Source organism: Gordonia sp. NB41Y (assembly GCF_030718915.1).
GTDB lineage: Bacteria > Actinomycetota > Actinomycetes > Mycobacteriales > Mycobacteriaceae > Gordonia > Gordonia desulfuricans.
In genome coordinates, this window is the sequence record NZ_CP132196.1 from 3,565,914 (window position 1) to 3,581,089 (window position 15,176).

At 68.1% G+C, this 15,176-nt stretch carries 11 protein-coding genes; 8 read left to right on the forward strand and 3 right to left on the reverse strand.

Annotated features, from left to right (window positions below; genetic code table 11):
* Positions 1–10: 10 nt before the first annotated feature.
* Entirely contained in the window at positions 11–883 is an 873-nt protein-coding gene (locus Q9K23_RS15400; protein WP_053776246.1) for a hypothetical protein, read from the reverse strand.
* 149 nt (positions 884–1,032) lie between these two features.
* A complete protein-coding gene (locus Q9K23_RS15405) occupies positions 1,033–2,244 on the reverse strand; it encodes an EamA/RhaT family transporter (protein ID WP_261977663.1) in 1,212 nt (403 codons plus the stop codon).
* 216 nt (positions 2,245–2,460) lie between these two features.
* Here Q9K23_RS15405 and Q9K23_RS15410 point away from each other — a divergent pair, with 216 nt between their 5' ends.
* From Q9K23_RS15410 to Q9K23_RS15430, 5 genes are all read left to right on the forward strand, one after another.
* Positions 2,461–3,624: a carboxylate--amine ligase gene (locus Q9K23_RS15410; RefSeq protein ID WP_053776259.1), complete on the forward strand. Its 1,164-nt coding sequence runs from the start codon at positions 2,461–2,463 to the stop codon at positions 3,622–3,624.
* Positions 3,625–3,703: 79 nt separating this feature from the next.
* Positions 3,704–5,140, forward strand: coding sequence for an amidohydrolase family protein (locus tag Q9K23_RS15415; RefSeq protein ID WP_020790965.1), 1,437 nt, complete (start codon positions 3,704–3,706; stop codon positions 5,138–5,140).
* Positions 5,141–5,851: 711 nt separating this feature from the next.
* Complete coding sequence (locus Q9K23_RS15420; RefSeq protein WP_152972593.1) at positions 5,852–7,504, forward strand: HNH endonuclease signature motif containing protein; 1,653 nt, start codon at positions 5,852–5,854, stop codon at positions 7,502–7,504.
* A 65-nt stretch (positions 7,505–7,569) separates the two neighbouring features.
* A complete protein-coding gene (locus Q9K23_RS15425) occupies positions 7,570–9,174 on the forward strand; it encodes an MFS transporter (RefSeq protein ID WP_020791636.1) in 1,605 nt (534 codons plus the stop codon).
* Positions 9,158–9,880 (forward strand): hypothetical protein, encoded by a 723-nt coding sequence (locus Q9K23_RS15430; RefSeq protein WP_160319571.1) that lies wholly within the window; start codon positions 9,158–9,160, stop codon positions 9,878–9,880. Before Q9K23_RS15425 ends, Q9K23_RS15430 begins: the two co-directional genes overlap by 17 nt.
* A gap of 27 nt (positions 9,881–9,907) precedes the next feature.
* On the opposite strand, the gene Q9K23_RS15435 is transcribed toward Q9K23_RS15430, so the two are convergent.
* On the reverse strand, positions 9,908–11,959 hold the full coding sequence (locus tag Q9K23_RS15435; RefSeq protein ID WP_053776248.1) for a neutral/alkaline ceramidase: 2,052 nt from the start codon (positions 11,957–11,959) through the stop codon (positions 9,908–9,910).
* 287 nt (positions 11,960–12,246) lie between these two features.
* Here Q9K23_RS15435 and Q9K23_RS15440 point away from each other — a divergent pair, with 287 nt between their 5' ends.
* The 3 genes from Q9K23_RS15440 to Q9K23_RS15450 are packed head-to-tail and all read left to right on the forward strand — an operon-like array spanning position 12,247 to position 15,175.
* Positions 12,247–12,987, forward strand: coding sequence for a (Fe-S)-binding protein (locus tag Q9K23_RS15440; RefSeq protein ID WP_053776249.1), 741 nt, complete (start codon positions 12,247–12,249; stop codon positions 12,985–12,987).
* Positions 12,984–14,510 (forward strand): LutB/LldF family L-lactate oxidation iron-sulfur protein, encoded by a 1,527-nt coding sequence (locus Q9K23_RS15445; RefSeq protein ID WP_020789650.1) that lies wholly within the window; start codon positions 12,984–12,986, stop codon positions 14,508–14,510. Before Q9K23_RS15440 ends, Q9K23_RS15445 begins: the two co-directional genes overlap by 4 nt.
* A complete protein-coding gene (locus tag Q9K23_RS15450; protein ID WP_020789647.1) occupies positions 14,507–15,175 on the forward strand; it encodes an LUD domain-containing protein in 669 nt (222 codons plus the stop codon). The genes Q9K23_RS15445 and Q9K23_RS15450 overlap by 4 nt, the downstream gene beginning before the upstream one ends.
* Position 15,176: the final 1 nt, after the last annotated feature.

A 15,176-nucleotide genomic window follows, 5' to 3' on the forward strand; every position in this document is an offset into this window, starting at 1 on the left:
CCGGCCCGGGTCAGCTCTTGCGGCGTGTACCGGGCAGCACCCCGGCGTCGATCAGGGTCTTGACGTACGGCCGGAGCTGTTCCACCACGTCGTCGAGACCGGTTGTCGTCCACAGGGGTTCGGTCAGGGCGTCGGTGGTCGCCTCGATGTCGTCGTAACGGGCCGCACCCTCGGCGGTGAGCCGGTGCCCGGTGTCGGTGCGTTCGGCCAGACCCCGGTCGACGAGGCGGTCGACGCTGTCCTCCCATTGCTGCTCGGACCACTGCCGGGTAAGCAGCGTCATGTCGCGGCCGAGGACGCGGCGCCGAACCGTCGGGTCGGGGAGCTGCGCCTCGTGGAAGGTGCACGCATCGATCCCGTTGATGCCCTCGACGACCAGTGCGGCGATGTGGTTGTCGCCGCGCCATTCTCGTGCGACGGCCAGCGCATGCCAGAGGCGGACGGCGGGTTCGCGGGGAGGTTCGGCGGCGAGCCAGGCCGCCCCGAGCGGACGTCCCGACGTCGGCAGGCCGGCCGCCGCGGTGAGGATGCGGTCGGCGGCCTCGGTGAGATACGGATGGTCGGCGGCATCACCGAGGATCTCGTGGTACTGCTCGTCGAGCATCCGGTAGCGGACCTCCGACAGCCGTTCCAGGCCGACGGCGCGGGCGCTGTCCCAACTCGCGCGCAGCGGGGCGGGATTGAAGTTCACGAATGCGGCGGCGACCACCGCCGACGAGCAGTCCCCGAGCGGCGCGCCGCGCGTGCCGGTGTAGAAGGCGAACTGGTCGAGTCCGGTCTCCCGGGTGGCCGCGCCCAGCCCGCGATTGAAGTACGCCAGGACGTGGAACGGCTCGAGGGTGTCATAGGCAAGGCGCGCGCGAGACGGCGCGGTCGAGGTCATGTCCCCACCTTGTCGGTGGGCCAGACCACTGTCAAGGACGGGCTCGCCCGCCCTCGAGGCGGTGCCGGATCACTGTCGAGGACGTTCCGACGGCTGTCGGGGTGGTCTCGGCGACGGCCCGACCGGGTGGATCGGCGGGACCGGATCGGTCAGTCGGACGGGCGGTGACCGAGTCCGTTGCGCACCGGTCCGCGGTCGGTGCCGTCGGACCGCACGTCGCCGGGACGCAGGTCATCGGCGGGCCGGGAGTCCAGGTCGGACCGGGAATCCAGCTCTGACCGGGAATCCAGGTCTGGCCCGGACCCGAGGTCGGTGGTGAGGTCGCAGTTGAGTGCTGCGGCGTCGTCGGGCACCGGCGGGATCCGTGGCACGTCGGGGGCGGTCTCGTCGATCGCCTCGAGTTCGTCGAACTCCACTTCGTCGTCGTAGTCGTCCTCACGTCCGCGCCGCCAGCCGCCCTTCATCGGCGGTGCCTCACCGAAGTGGTCGGGATCGCCCGAGCCGTACCAGGCGACGAGCACCGCGCCGACGAATGCGCCGATGAAGCCGACCACCGCGAGCCAGCCGAGGCCGGCCTTGGCGGTGTCGCCGAGGAAGACCACGCCCACCAGGCTGGGGCCGGCGGTCTCGCCGACGACCAGCGCGGCGGTCACGCCGTTGACCGCGCCGAGCTGCAGGGCCACGGTCTGGACGAAGAAGCCGACCGCGCCGGCCACCGCGATGGTCCAGGCGGCGGGGTCGAGGAGCAGCGTCGTCGGCTCGAAGGGATGCACGCCGTCGAGGATGCGGACCGAGATGGCGATGATGCCGAACAGCAGACCCGACATCGCGCCGCCGACGATGGCCCCGTGCTTGCCGAGCTTGTAGACCGCGGCGAGGGCCAGTCCGGCCACGACCAGCGTGGTCAGGAACAGGCCCCAGTGGATCGAGGCCTCCTCACCCTCACCGGTGGTGGTCGACGAGGAGAAGCCGAGCAGGCACAGCGACAGCACCACCAGCCAGATCGCCACCCAGTCGCGGGTGTGCAGGGCGATGTTCAGCATGATCGTGCCGAGCAGGGCGGTGACGATGAGGTTGGCCGAGACGATGGTCTGCGACAGGAACAGCGGCAGGAATCGTGCGGCGATGGCGCCACCGGCGAAGCCGATCACCACCATCACCGTGCCGAGGATGAACGACGGGTCGACCAGCGTCGACATCGTCGAGGTCAGGGTGGGGCCACCGGCGGCATTGGTGTCGTCGACGCCGCGTTCCCGGTCGGCCTGCGCCACCCGTCGGGCGCCCAGTGCACGCAGCACCGTCGACATTCCGTATGCGACCGCGGCCAGACATGCGGACACCACTCCGATGAGAAAGAGCATCCGTGCCTCCCGAAGACCTCATGCCGCCCGGACCACCCCAGTCGGCCCGTTCGGCGCCGGCACTCCCGTGAGACCGACAACCCCAACCTAACAATCAGCTAAGAAGAACAACGACTGCCGTCCGGCTATTCCGGGTGACGCGGCGTGCTCGGCGGTGCGGCGACCGGTGCGCGGCGTCGGCGCTGGCCGGTACCGCCGAGCACTACACTCACCGGGGTGACCTCTTCCGGCAAACATGTGCTCATCACCTTCGGACGGTCGTTTCTCTCCCTGAACCTGGCGCGGCTGCTGGCCGCGGGCGGGCATCGGGTGACCACGGTCGACAGTATCCCGGTGGCGATCACCCGGGTGTCGAATGCGGTCACCGGGTTCCACAAGGTGCCGCCACCGAAGTTCGCACCCCAGGAGTACTGCCGTGAGCTGGCCCGGATCGTCCGGGCCGAGTCGGTCGACATGGTCATCCCGATCCACGAGGAAACCGACGTGCTGTCGATGATGCAGGGGCTGTTCCCGGCGGAATGTCAGCTGTTCCTCTCCGATTTCGAGCTGGAGAACCGCCTGCACAACAAGTTCGAGTTCCAGGCGATGCTCGACGAGCGGGGTGTGCCGACGCTGAAGTATGCGCAGTTCGCCTCGCGTGCGGAGATCGCCGGGCTGGACTTCGACGGGCCGTTCGCGGTCAAGCAGGTCTATTCACGCGGATCGCAGAAGGTACACAAGGTGTATCCGGGCGATCCGATGGACTGGCTGGAGTTCGACGACGACAACCCGTGGCTGGCGCAGCAGTGGTTGCACGGCGACCGCTACTGCACCTACTCGGTGGTGCGGGACGGCAAGATCTTCGCCCACGCCACCTACCCGGTCGGTTACGCCATCGGCGGCAGCTCATGTCTGTCGTTCACCAACGTCCACCACCAGGGCATCTTCGACTGGGTCACCGACTTCCTGGCGGACACGTCCTTCACCGGCCAGGTCGGGTTCGACTTCATCGATCACCCCGACGACGGCCTCTACACCATCGAGTGCAATCCGCGCGCGACCAGCGGGATCATGATGTTCCGGCCGCACAACCGCGTCGACCAGGCGTTCTTCGGTACCAACGACGAGCTGATCACCCCCGACGACGACGTCGAACGGATGATCAAGATCGGGATGGCGCTCTACGGCTGGAGGGCCGACGCCCGGCAGGGCCGCACCATGAAGCAGTACTTCCACGACATGCGGACCTTCGACGACGTGATCGGCGTGCCCGGTGACCGCAAGCCGGGTGTGCTGCTGCCGGCCGCCTACGCGGGAATCCTGCGCAGCTGTGTGAAGTACCGGGTGGGACTCGCGGAGGGCTTCATGCACGACCACGAATGGGACGGCCACACCATCTGAGCGGGGCCCGGCGGCGTCCGGGGTGTGGTGTCGTGCGCCCGGCGAGCCGGAACGCCGAAGTTGTGCTTCGGTTACGTAGGTGAGTACTCATGTTCACCTCGGGCACATCATCCACATCGCGGGCCGTCCGGCGGTCGGCGAGGCGGCCGCCGCGCTCGTCGACATCCCGCAGGGTGCGCTGGCCTACGACGACGAGACCGGCGTCATCGAGTTCTGCGGTCCGCGTACCGAACTCCCGACGCGGCTCACCGACCCGGCCGGCCATGACGTCCACGATCACGGGTCGGCCTACATCATCCCGGGGTTCGTCGACGCCCACATCCATTTCCCGCAGACCTATTCGCTGGACGCCTACGGCGGCGGCCAGCTGCTGGAATGGCTCAACACGTGCATCTTCCCGGCCGAGGCACGTCTGGCCGATGTCGGGTTCGCCGAGATGGCGGCCCGTGATTTCACCGCCCGCCGTGTGTCGACCGGCACCACCGCGGCGATGGTGTTCGGGTCGGCGTTCCCCGATGCGCAGGATGCCCTGTTCGCCGAGAGCCTGAAGGCCGGTCTCCGTACGGTCAGCGGCCGGGGTATCCAGACCGTCGGCCCCGAATCGGCTGCGCCGCTGCTCACCTCGGAGGCCGATGCCATCGCGCTGACCCGCGCGGAGATCGAGACCTGGCACGGAAAGGGTGAGCGCGGCAAGCGCAGTGCCCTGCTGCACACCGCGATCGTCCCCCGGTTCACGCTGTCGGTGACGACGCAGACGCTCACCGAACTCGGCGAACTGTACGGCGAGGTCGCCGGCTCCGGGGTGTACGTCCACACCCACCTGAACGAGAACAATCGTCCCGGTACCGGCGAGATCGACACGGTGAAAAAGCTTTTCGAGGTCGACTCGTACCTCGACACCTACGACGGTAACTTCCTGCCCGGCTCGGCGACCGGTGGTAAGAGCCTGCTCGGGCGGCGCACCGTCCTGGCACATGCGGTGCACTGCACCGACGCCGAACTCGCCCGGATGGCCGCGACCGGGACGTCGATCGCACACTGTCCCACCTCACAGCTGTTCCTGGGGTCGGGAACCATGCCCTGGCTGCGCACCGTCGCCTCCGGGGTGACCGTCGCCGCCGGAACCGATTGCGGTGCAGGCGATGAGTGGCTGATCTCGCGGGTGCTGTCGGATGCGTTCAAGGTGCACATCTCCGAGCCGGGGGAGGCGGGCTACTCCATGCACCCGGCGGAGTTGCTGTTCACCGGCACCCTCGCCGGTGCCCGGGCCCTCGACGCCGAGGACCGGTTCGGCAACTTCGACGTCGGCAAGGAAGCCGACTTCCTGGTGATCGAACCCGACCGCTGGCCGCCGCTGGCGAAGTCCCTGAACCTCGGAATCCGTTCCGACGACGCCGAACTCGCCCGCGATCAGGAGCTGTTCACCTTGCTGATGGGTCTGCGTGAGCCGGCCATCGCCGAGGTCTACGTCCAGGGTCGCCACGTCGACGCCGACACCTCTACGGTGGTTGAGTAGGTCGACCGACTGGTTGTCGACACCGATACCCTTACGGTGGTTGAGCAGGTCGACCGACTGGTTCTCGACGCCGGCACCCTTACGGTGGTTGAGCAGGTCGACCGAGCGTAGCGAGGACGTCCGTCCGTCGAAACCTCCTCCGGCCGACGACGCGACTGGAGCCACCGTCGACGCCGGCGCCCCGGCGGTGGTTGAGCAGATCGACCGACTGGTTCTCGACGCCGGCACCCCTACGGTGGTTGAGCAGGTCGACCGAGCGTAGCGAGGACGTCCGTCTGTCGAAACCTCCCCCGCCCGACGCCGGCACCCTTACGGTGGTTGAGCAGGTCGACCGAGCGTAGCGAGGACGCCCGTCTGTCGAAACCTCCTCCGCCCGACAACGCGACAGGAGCCACCGTCGACGCCGGCGCCCCGGCGGTGGGTGAGCGGGTTGATCGGGCGTAGGTGATCTGTCGTCCGTCGGCACGGATACCCTTACGGTGGTTGAGCAGGTCGACCGACGTAGCGAGGACGTCCGTCCGTCGAAACCTCCTCCGCCCGACGACGCGACAGGAGCCACCGTCGAGGCGGGTACAGACAACGTCACCTCGTCGAGCATGGTTCATTCGGCCACTGCCACCTACCGGTCACCTTCTCGCGCAGCGTTTTCTGTCAGACCCCTGGCATATGGTGGAACACGAGATCAAGCGCCGCTCCGTGGGAGGAAACACCATGGTCGCCACTGCCACTGCTACCACCGGAACCGACGCCGCATCGATGTTCACCCTCACCGATCCTGACGCCGATTACCTCCGCCTCCAACGTCTTTCGTCGACGGAGGTCGACTCGGTGGCGGAATCACTGCAGCGCGACGAGTACCGGCTGATGGCACGTAAGGTGTTCGCGGCGAATCGGATCGCCGAACACACCCTGGACGAGATGATCGTCACCGCACCGATCACCACCGGGTACATCGCGCGCCAGGTGGACAAGACCGCTGCCTCGCAGGTGGCCATCGCGTTGAATGTGCCGCCGAAGGTCGCGCGCGAATGGATGTGGCTGGCACTCGCTCTCGCCGACTGGCCGGGTATTCGCGCCGCATTCCTGGATGGTCGGTGGAGTTTCTCCCGAACCTCGATCATGGTCGCCGAACTCGCCGTACTGACCGATCCGGAGGTGCGGGCCTTCGCCGAGGTCCGGGCCATCGCACTGGCGGATCGGCCGACCGCGGAACGTACCCTGCGCAACCAGATCGCGGAGATGGTGATCGCATTGGACCCGGATGCCGCGGCCGAACGGCGCAAGGATTTCGCGGAGTCCGCGCAGAATGTGACCGTCACAGACGAGGCGCACGGACATGTGAACGTGCATGCGACGGTACCGGCGGAGGTAGGCCTGTTCCTGGCCTGCCGGATCCGGGAACTGATCACCGAGCGTGTGTGCTCCAGGGACCCGCGGCCGCTGGGTCGGCTGCGGGTCGAGGCGCTCAAGGAGATCCAGGGCATGCCGGGCGAGTCTCTGCAATGCGCCTGCGGGGACGAGTTCTGCAGTCGGGGGATTCCGCTACCGCCGGTCCCACAACCGGATCCCGAACTGGATCTGGACTATGCGCCCCGGGCAGAGTCCGGTGCCGATCCCGTCCCGAACCCGCCCCGAGATCAGAGAACGACGACGCCGCCGATCCCGCAGCGGCTCGGAGGGTCCGATCCGGCGCCAGAGCATCAGTCGCCTCGACTCCCGGTCGCACTCGTCCCACCGCGATCGCCCATCACGCCACGGCAATCCATCGCGAGGCAGTCATCCCTGACCGTGATCACCGATCCCGCGGGAATCGCTTCACCCCGGTTGGTCGGATACGGGGCGATCGATCCGCAGCATTGGCACGACATCGCGGCCGGGCAGCTGGTGACCAGGATGGATGCACCGGAGCTGGACCTGCCCGAACTCGATGATCCCGGTGTCGAGCTCGCCGCGATCGGCCGGGATCTCGCGGCCTGGCAGACCGTCGACGTCGGCGCCGACCGCGGTCCGGCACCACCGGTCGATCCCACCGGTCACGGCGGATATGCGGTGGCACCGAGAGGGGCACTGCGATACCGGCCGCCGGAGTGGCTGCGGGACAAGGTCGTCGCGCTGGACAAGATCTGCCGCTATCCCGGTTGCGGGCGCGATGCGTCCGCATGCGAACTCGACCATGTCGTGAAGTTCGACCATGCCGACCCGGCATCTGGCGGCTGGACCGTCGAATTCAATCTGATGCCGTTGTGTCGTGCGGATCATCAGCGCAAGCATCTGGGTCTGTGGATTCCGACGATGCTCACCGATCGTGCGATCGTCTGGCGCAACCCGCTCACCGGCAAGACGGTCACGACGTTTCCCGGGTAGGTCCGGGCCGGGGCGAAACCCGCACAAATCCCGCGAGAACGCGCTGGTCAACGTACGCTCAGCGGGTGAGCACCACGGACACCCAGACCCTCGACGACAGGGCTCCGGCCCGCGCCAAGCTGGTGCTGGCGGCGCTGATCCTCGTCGCCGGCGTCGCCAACATCAACCTGGCCGTCGCCAACGTGGCGCTCCCCGACATCGGCCGTGCCCTCGACGCGAGCTCCACCCAGCTGAACCTGATCGCCGTCGGCTACTCACTCGGTCTGGCGGCGTCGGTGCTGTACTTCGGTGTGCTCGGCGACCGCTTCGGCCGCAAGCGGCTGCTCGTCGCGGGCATGTTGCTCACCATCCCGGCGTCCCTGATCGCAGGGTTCGCGGGTGATCCCAACGTGCTCTTCGGTGCTCGCGTCCTCGGTGGTGTCGCCGCCGGTCTGGCATATCCGACGACGCTGGCGATCATCACCGCACTGTGGGGTGGTTCCAAGCGGACGGCCGCGATCGCGGCGTGGTCGGCGATCGGTGGTGCCATCTCGGCGATGGGCCCGGTGCTGTCGGGTGCACTGCTCGAGCAGTTCGACTGGAAGTCGGTCTTCCTGGTCACCATCCCACTCGCGGTGATCGCCTTGGGCGCAGCATGGTTCCTGGTACCCCGCGACGGCGGCGACACCGCGGTCAGCGTGGACAACTTCTCCGGTGTGCTGTCCATCGTGCTCGTCGGCGCGACCGTCCTGGCCATCAACTTCGCCCCGCTCGGCGACATGGGTACCGCGGTCTGGATCCTTGCCGCGGTCGCGGTGATCTCGACCCTGGTGTTCGTGTGGCGGCAGCTGCGGATTCGGGTACCGCTCTACGATTTCCGGATCGCATCCCGCCCGACGTTCTGGGTTGCCGCGGTCGGCGGCATCATCATCTTCGGCACCCTGATGGGCGCGATGTTCGTCGGTCAGCAGTATCTGCAGAACGTTCTCGGCTACTCCACTCTCGCTGCCGGTGCGCTGGCACTGCCGGCAGCCGCGGCCATGGTGATCGTGGCGCCGCAGTCGGCCAAGATGGTCGAGTCGATCGGATCGCGGTACACGCTGATCATCGGATATGCCTTCATCATCGCAGGACTGGTGGTGGCACAGGTGTTCTGGCGTGACTCGGCCTCACTGTGGGCGGTGATCGGAACCTACATGCTGATCGGTGTGGGCGTCGGATTCGCCGGAACCCCGGCATCGCATTCACTGACCGGTTCGGTGCCGGTGTCCCGTGCAGGCATGGCGTCGAGTACGTCGGATCTGCAGCGCGACCTCGGTGGGGCGATCATGCAGTCGGTGCTCGGCGCCATCCTGACCGCCGGATATGCCAAGGCGCTCACCGAGACCATCCACGATTCGCCCAATGCCGCCCAGATCAGCTCCGAGACCCAGGCCGCACTGACCAAGTCGTTCGCCAGCGCCGCCGATCTGGCCGAACGCTATCCGCAGTACGGCGAGCAGATCATCAGTGCCGCACGGGATGCCTTCGTGCAGGGTGACACCCGCGCCTACTCGGCGGCGATCGTCATCGTGGCCACCGGTGCACTGCTCGTGTGGCTGTTCTATCCGAACGCCGCGGGCGAGCGCGAGGCCATGGCGCGGTACGCTGCCGAACGTGAGGACACTGAAGTCGGTGACACGCCAACCTGATTCGCGCAGGACACCGTGGCATCGCCGACATCGGATGGCGACGGCCGCGCTCGCCGGTGCGGTGGTGATCGCCGTCGGCGGAATCGCCGGGTGCGCACGGCCCATATCCGGTGAACCGGTGGCGACCGGCGCGGCTGCCGGAGGTGCGAACCAGGCGGAGCCCGGCGCCGCGTTCCCCACCACCACGATCCCCACCACCGCGACAACCGCCCCGTCGAACACGCCGCGGAGCTTTCCGACGCGAACGACGCCGGGCACCCCGCGTCCCCGGTTGCGTGACCACGTCCTGCCCAGCGATTGTCTGCTGACCGGGGCCCAGATGTCGGCGCTGGCGGGAGTGGCCCTCGACGACGGGGACGACACCCGGCTGATCAATCAGGGCCGACCCGATTCGTACAACTGCAGTTACTACCTCACCGCCGGTGGCATCCTGTCGTTCACCGGCACCATCAAAGTGCAACAGCCGGAGTCGGGTCCGATCACCGACGAGATCGTCGCCGGTCTGACCGAGCCGGGATCGACGACGGTGCCCGGGATCGCGCGGGCGGTGATCATCACCCCGCCCGACGACTATCCGCAGATGTGGGTGATCACCGACGACTATGTGGTCAGCGTGGTGCTGGTGGGCAGCAACCTACCCGCCCAGCCGTCGACCGCTGCATGGACCACCGCCGCCCGTGAAGTGGTTGCGGCACTGCCACGGTGACCGGTGGACGCCGACGAACCCGGCGCCTCAGCCGACCTCGAATGCCGGGCTCACACCGGTGAACGACGACACCCGCCCCGACGCCGACTTGGCGTCACCGAAGTAACGGATGCGGTGACGGCCACCGGTGCCCTTGGGGATTCGCCAGACGATGGTCACCACCGACGCGGATGTGCTGCCGTTCGGGCGTTTCCAGGTGAGTTCGCTGTTCCAGCTGTTGTCGTCGGACGCGGTCACCCACGATCCGTTCTCGAAGCGTTCGACCACGAAGTAGCCGTCGGCGGGTCGGGTTCCGCCGGGGGCGGTACGGCGCACCCGGTTGGCCGGATGGGCGCCGGAGAACGACACCGACACCGTTTGTCCCGCAGCATACTTCGCCTTGGGTGCGGAGGTGACGTCACCGAACCGGGTGCCGCGCACCGGGGTGTCGGCGGGCACGGGCGTCAGCAGGTCGGGTTGCAGGCCGCTGTAGTCGGACGGCGTGGGTCCGCGTCCGGCCCGCGGGCCGCCGGCCATCGACCGGGCGAGCTTGTCGAACTCCTGCATGTACGCGCACAAGGTGTAGCGGCCGAACAGGGTCTCACCGCCCTCGTACTGCTGCGACAGATACTCCTCCGGGGTCGTCACGTACTGGCTGTATCCATTGGAATATCCCTGTAGCAGAACATTTTCCAGAGGAACCCCGAGGGTGTCGGCGACGATCCGGCGGATGCGCAGGCCGGCGACGATGGTGAATTCCGCGGGCCCGGCCGCAAGCACGAGGTCGCCGATCCGGATGAGCTGGATCGGTAATACCTGCTGAATCCACGGGCGCGGAGGGAGCAGGCCGAGCGGGAACAGGTCGAGTTTGGGGGCCTGGATCGCCTGTACCCACGCGGGCGGGGTGGCCGAGGTGGTGGCGCCCAGTGCCGCGGCGAAGGGCAGCACCATGCCTTCCTTGAGGAAGCTCAACTGGCTACGGGTGTTGTCCTCGGTGCTGGTGGCCGCGGCACCGGCACCCATGATCGCCGGGCTGGTGCGGGCCGGCTTGCCGTCAGGGGTGTAGCGCCCGTCGATACAGACATCCGACAGGTCGACGAAGCGGTAGGCGTAGTCGATCGACCCGGTCAACGGGGTGGTGGCGCCCAGTGCCCGTGCCCCGGCCCGATGCTGCCGCTCGCCGATGATCGCGCAGTTGGCGCGACGATCCTCGGTCGGGCCGCCCGGATTCATCTTGCGCACCCACAGATTCGGGGTCATGTCGCCGGCATTGGTCTGCGGGAACGCGGCGACGACACCCGGATTCTGCAGTTCGGCCAGATACGACGCATAGCCCTTGTTGTCGGTGGAGATCAGGGTGTTGGCATCGGTCAGTGACGTGCCGTGGGTGGCGAACCAGGTGATCTCGCCGATCGTGGTGCCGCCCTGCCGAAGTCGCAGGGCGGTGACCTGCGGATCGATGTGCTGCGGGAAGTGTTTGCGGTCGGCGTCGGGATTCTTCTGGAAGGCCTCGAGCGAGCGATTCGCGCTGGCATCGTGCAGCTCGGTGTGGCCGATCTCCAGCGTGCCGGGGGCGAGCGACTCGTGCGCGGCGACGATCGCGTCGACGATGCCGTCGACCTCCGCCCGATAGGAGTTCTCGCGATGTCCCAGCGCGGCGAGCACATAGGCGTAGTCCCAGGCGGTGCCACCGCACGAATTGTGGTTGTGGGTCGCGTTGAGGTTGACGTTGTCCTCGGAGTACAGGTTGCCGAACCGCTGTCGCAGCGCCTTGACGACACCCACGCGATGCGACTCGAAGATGATCGCCAGGTCGGCGTTGACGAAGACCACACGCTTGCCGGTGGCGGCGTCGGCGATGATGTAGGCACGCGCCCAGACCCGTTGCAGCAGACCGGTGGCCACCTGTTCCAGGTCGGAGTAGCCCATCATGCCCTGGCCGGCGATCACGCCGGTCACATCGCCACGTCCGGCGCCGACCAGGTATCCGCCGGCCGGGTCGGCCGCCGCCGGGCCGGAGCCTGCCGCAGCGGCTCCCGCGATCCCGATGCCGACCGCTCCGGCGACCGCGGCTCCGCCGAAGAATCCTCGGCGCGACACACCCGGGCGATGTTCTGATGACGTGCTCACGTTGCGATCCCCAGTCCCCTCGGCTCCGCGCACAGGTCACCCTGACCCGACACCGTCGGTGGTGGCGTCAGACGGCGTTGGCGTGGAGTTGATCAAATGGTCAACTACTCGTTAGGTCAACTATGCACCACGGCGGCGATCATGTCATCGAGAACGGGTGACCGGACAACCGGGAGTCGTGAACGCTGCCGGGACCGGTGTCCCTGGGCTACCGTTGACCCATGCCCTCAGGTCCTTGCACAGGTCCTCCTCGCTCGATGACGGTCGCCCTGTTCGCCACCTGCTTCAACGACACGATGTGGCCCGGTACGCCCCGGGCCACGGTCGCACTGCTCGAGCGTCTCGGCGTGCGCGTCGAGTTCCCGGAGGCACAGACCTGCTGTGGGCAGATGTTCACCAACACCGGTTACGCCGACGAGGCGATCCCCGGGGTCCGCCAGTTCGCCGACGTCTTCGCCGGATTCGACGCCGTGGTCGCGCCGTCGGGTTCCTGCGTCGGATCGGTCCGCCATCAGCATCCCGGGCTCGCCCGCCGTTCCGGCGACCCCGGTCTGCAACGTGCCGTCGCCGAGTACGCCCCGAAGGTGTACGAGCTCAGCGAGTTCCTCGTCGACGTACTCGGCGTGACCGACGTCGGCGCCTACTACCCGCATCGCGTGACCTATCACCCGACCTGCCACTCGCTGCGGATGCTACGGGTCGGCGACAAACCCCTGCAGCTGCTGCGGGCGGTGAAGGGGATCGACCTGGTGGAACTACCTGCCGCGCAACAGTGTTGCGGGTTCGGTGGAACCTTCGCGATGAAGAACGCCGACGTGTCGGTGGCGATGGGCTCGGACAAGTCCGCACACGTGAAGGAGACCGGCGCGGAGGTCCTGGTCGCGGGCGACAACTCGTGTCTGGCCCACATCGGCGGCCTGCTCACCCGTGAACGCGCCGGGATTCGCACCATGCACCTCGCCGAGATCCTGGCCTCCACCGAGGAGGAGCCGGCATGACCCCGGCCCCGCTCTCGGCAGCATCGGCGGTGTCGGTCCACCCGCACGTCGGGGTCACCGCCACCTTCGTCGGGATGCCGAAGTTCCCCGAGGCCGCCAAGGCCGAGCTCGGCAACACCACCCAGCGCCGAAACCTGGCCCACGCCACCGGGATCATCCGGACCAAACGGGCGAATGTCGTCGGTGAGCTCGACAACTGGGAGGAGCTGCGGCTCGCGGCCGAGGCCGTCAAGAACCGCACCCTGCGCAACCTCGACACCTATCTGCTGCAGTTCGAGGAGAAGGCGACCGCCGCCGGTGCCACGGTGCACTGGGCGCGAGATGCCGCCGAGGCCAACCGCATCGTCGTCGACCTGGTCCGGCGGACCGGCGCCGACGAGGTGGTCAAGGTGAAATCCATGGCCACACAGGAGATCGAACTCAACGAGGCACTCGCGGCCGCGGGTATCGACGCGTGGGAGACCGACCTCGCCGAACTCATCGTGCAGCTCGGGGACGACTGGCCGAGCCACATCCTGGTGCCGGCCATCCACCGCAACCGCAGCGAGGTCCGGGAGATCTTCCTGCGCCGCATGAAAGAGGTGGGACGCCCGGCCCCTGACGACCTCACCGACGAGCCGAGACGGCTCGCCGAGGCGGCACGTCTGCACCTGCGGGAGAAGTTCCTGCGTGCGAAGGTCGGGATCAGCGGGGCCAACTTCGCCGTCGCCGACACCGGCAGCCTGGTGGTGGTGGAGTCGGAGGGCAACGGCCGGATGTGCCTGACGCTGCCGGAGACCCTGATCTCGGTGGTCGGCATCGAGAAGATCCTGCCCACCTGGGCCGATCTCGAGGTCTTCCTCCAGGTGCTGCCGCGGTCGAGCACCGGCGAACGGGAGAATCCCTACACCTCGGTGTGGACCGGCGTCACCCCCGGAGACGGTCCGCAGAACGTCCACATCGTGCTCCTCGACAACCACCGCACCGATGTCCTCGCCGACGAGGTGGGCCGAGATGCGTTGCGCTGCATTCGATGCTCGGCATGTCTCAATGTGTGCCCGGTGTACGAGCGGGCCGGCGGACACGCCTACGGCTCGGTCTATCCCGGCCCGATCGGCGCGATCCTCACCCCGCAGCTGCGCGGGACGTCGTCGGCGGTGGACAAGTCCCTGCCGTATGCGTCGAGTCTGTGCGGGGCATGCTTCGACGTGTGCCCGGTGCGCATCGACATCCCGGAGATCCTGGTGCACTTGCGCACCCGCGTCGTCGACGAGAACCGCGGCGGATTTCCGTCGGGGGAGGCCGCCGCGATGAAGGCGATGGCCTGGACCTTCGCCGATCACCGTCGCCTCGAGGCCGCGCAGAAGGCCGCCACCACCAGCCACCGGTTCTTCGGCAAGCGCACCACCATCGGGGCGCTGCCGTGGCCGCTGTCGGCGTGGAGTTCGGCCCGTGACGTCCCGGTCCCGCCCGCCGAGTCGTTCCGCGACTGGTGGAAACGCGAGCGCGGCAACCGGTCCGAGGATGGCGGACCGCGGTCATGAGCACCGCTCGCGACGAGATCCTCGCCCGTATCCGCAGCGCACTCGACGATGTCGACGCCGAGTCCGCCGACGTCACCGTCGACTGGACCTATGGGCGGCCTGTGTCCACCGGTGCGCTGGACACCGTCGCCCGGTTCGCCGAACGGGTCGCCGACTACCGTGCCGCCGTGGAGCGGGTCACCGAAGACCGGCTGGCGCCCTCCATCACCGCCGCACTCATCGGGATCGCCGGACCGGTGATCGCCGATGATCGAGTCCGGCGCCGGATCGCCGCGGACATCGACTGGATCGACGACGACGCCCTCACCGCGGACCGTCTCGATGCGGTGGGGGCGGTGATCACCACCGCCGCGGTCGGGATCGCCAACACGGGCACCATCGTGCTCGACCACACCGCCGGTCAGGGGAGGCGGGCGGTGTCCCTGGTTCCCGACGTCCACGTGTGCATCGTCGACGCCGGCCAGATCGTGAGTGATGTCCCGGAGGCGGTGGCGAGGCTGATCGCCGACGGCGCCGACACCCGGCCGCAGACCTGGATCAGCGGTCCCAGTGCGACGAGCGACATCGAACTCGACCGCGTGGAGGGTGTGCACGGCCCGCGGACCCTGCACGTCCTCATCGTCGAGGCCGGGCACGTCGCGGACGGCCACGGGGACGAGGGGTAGG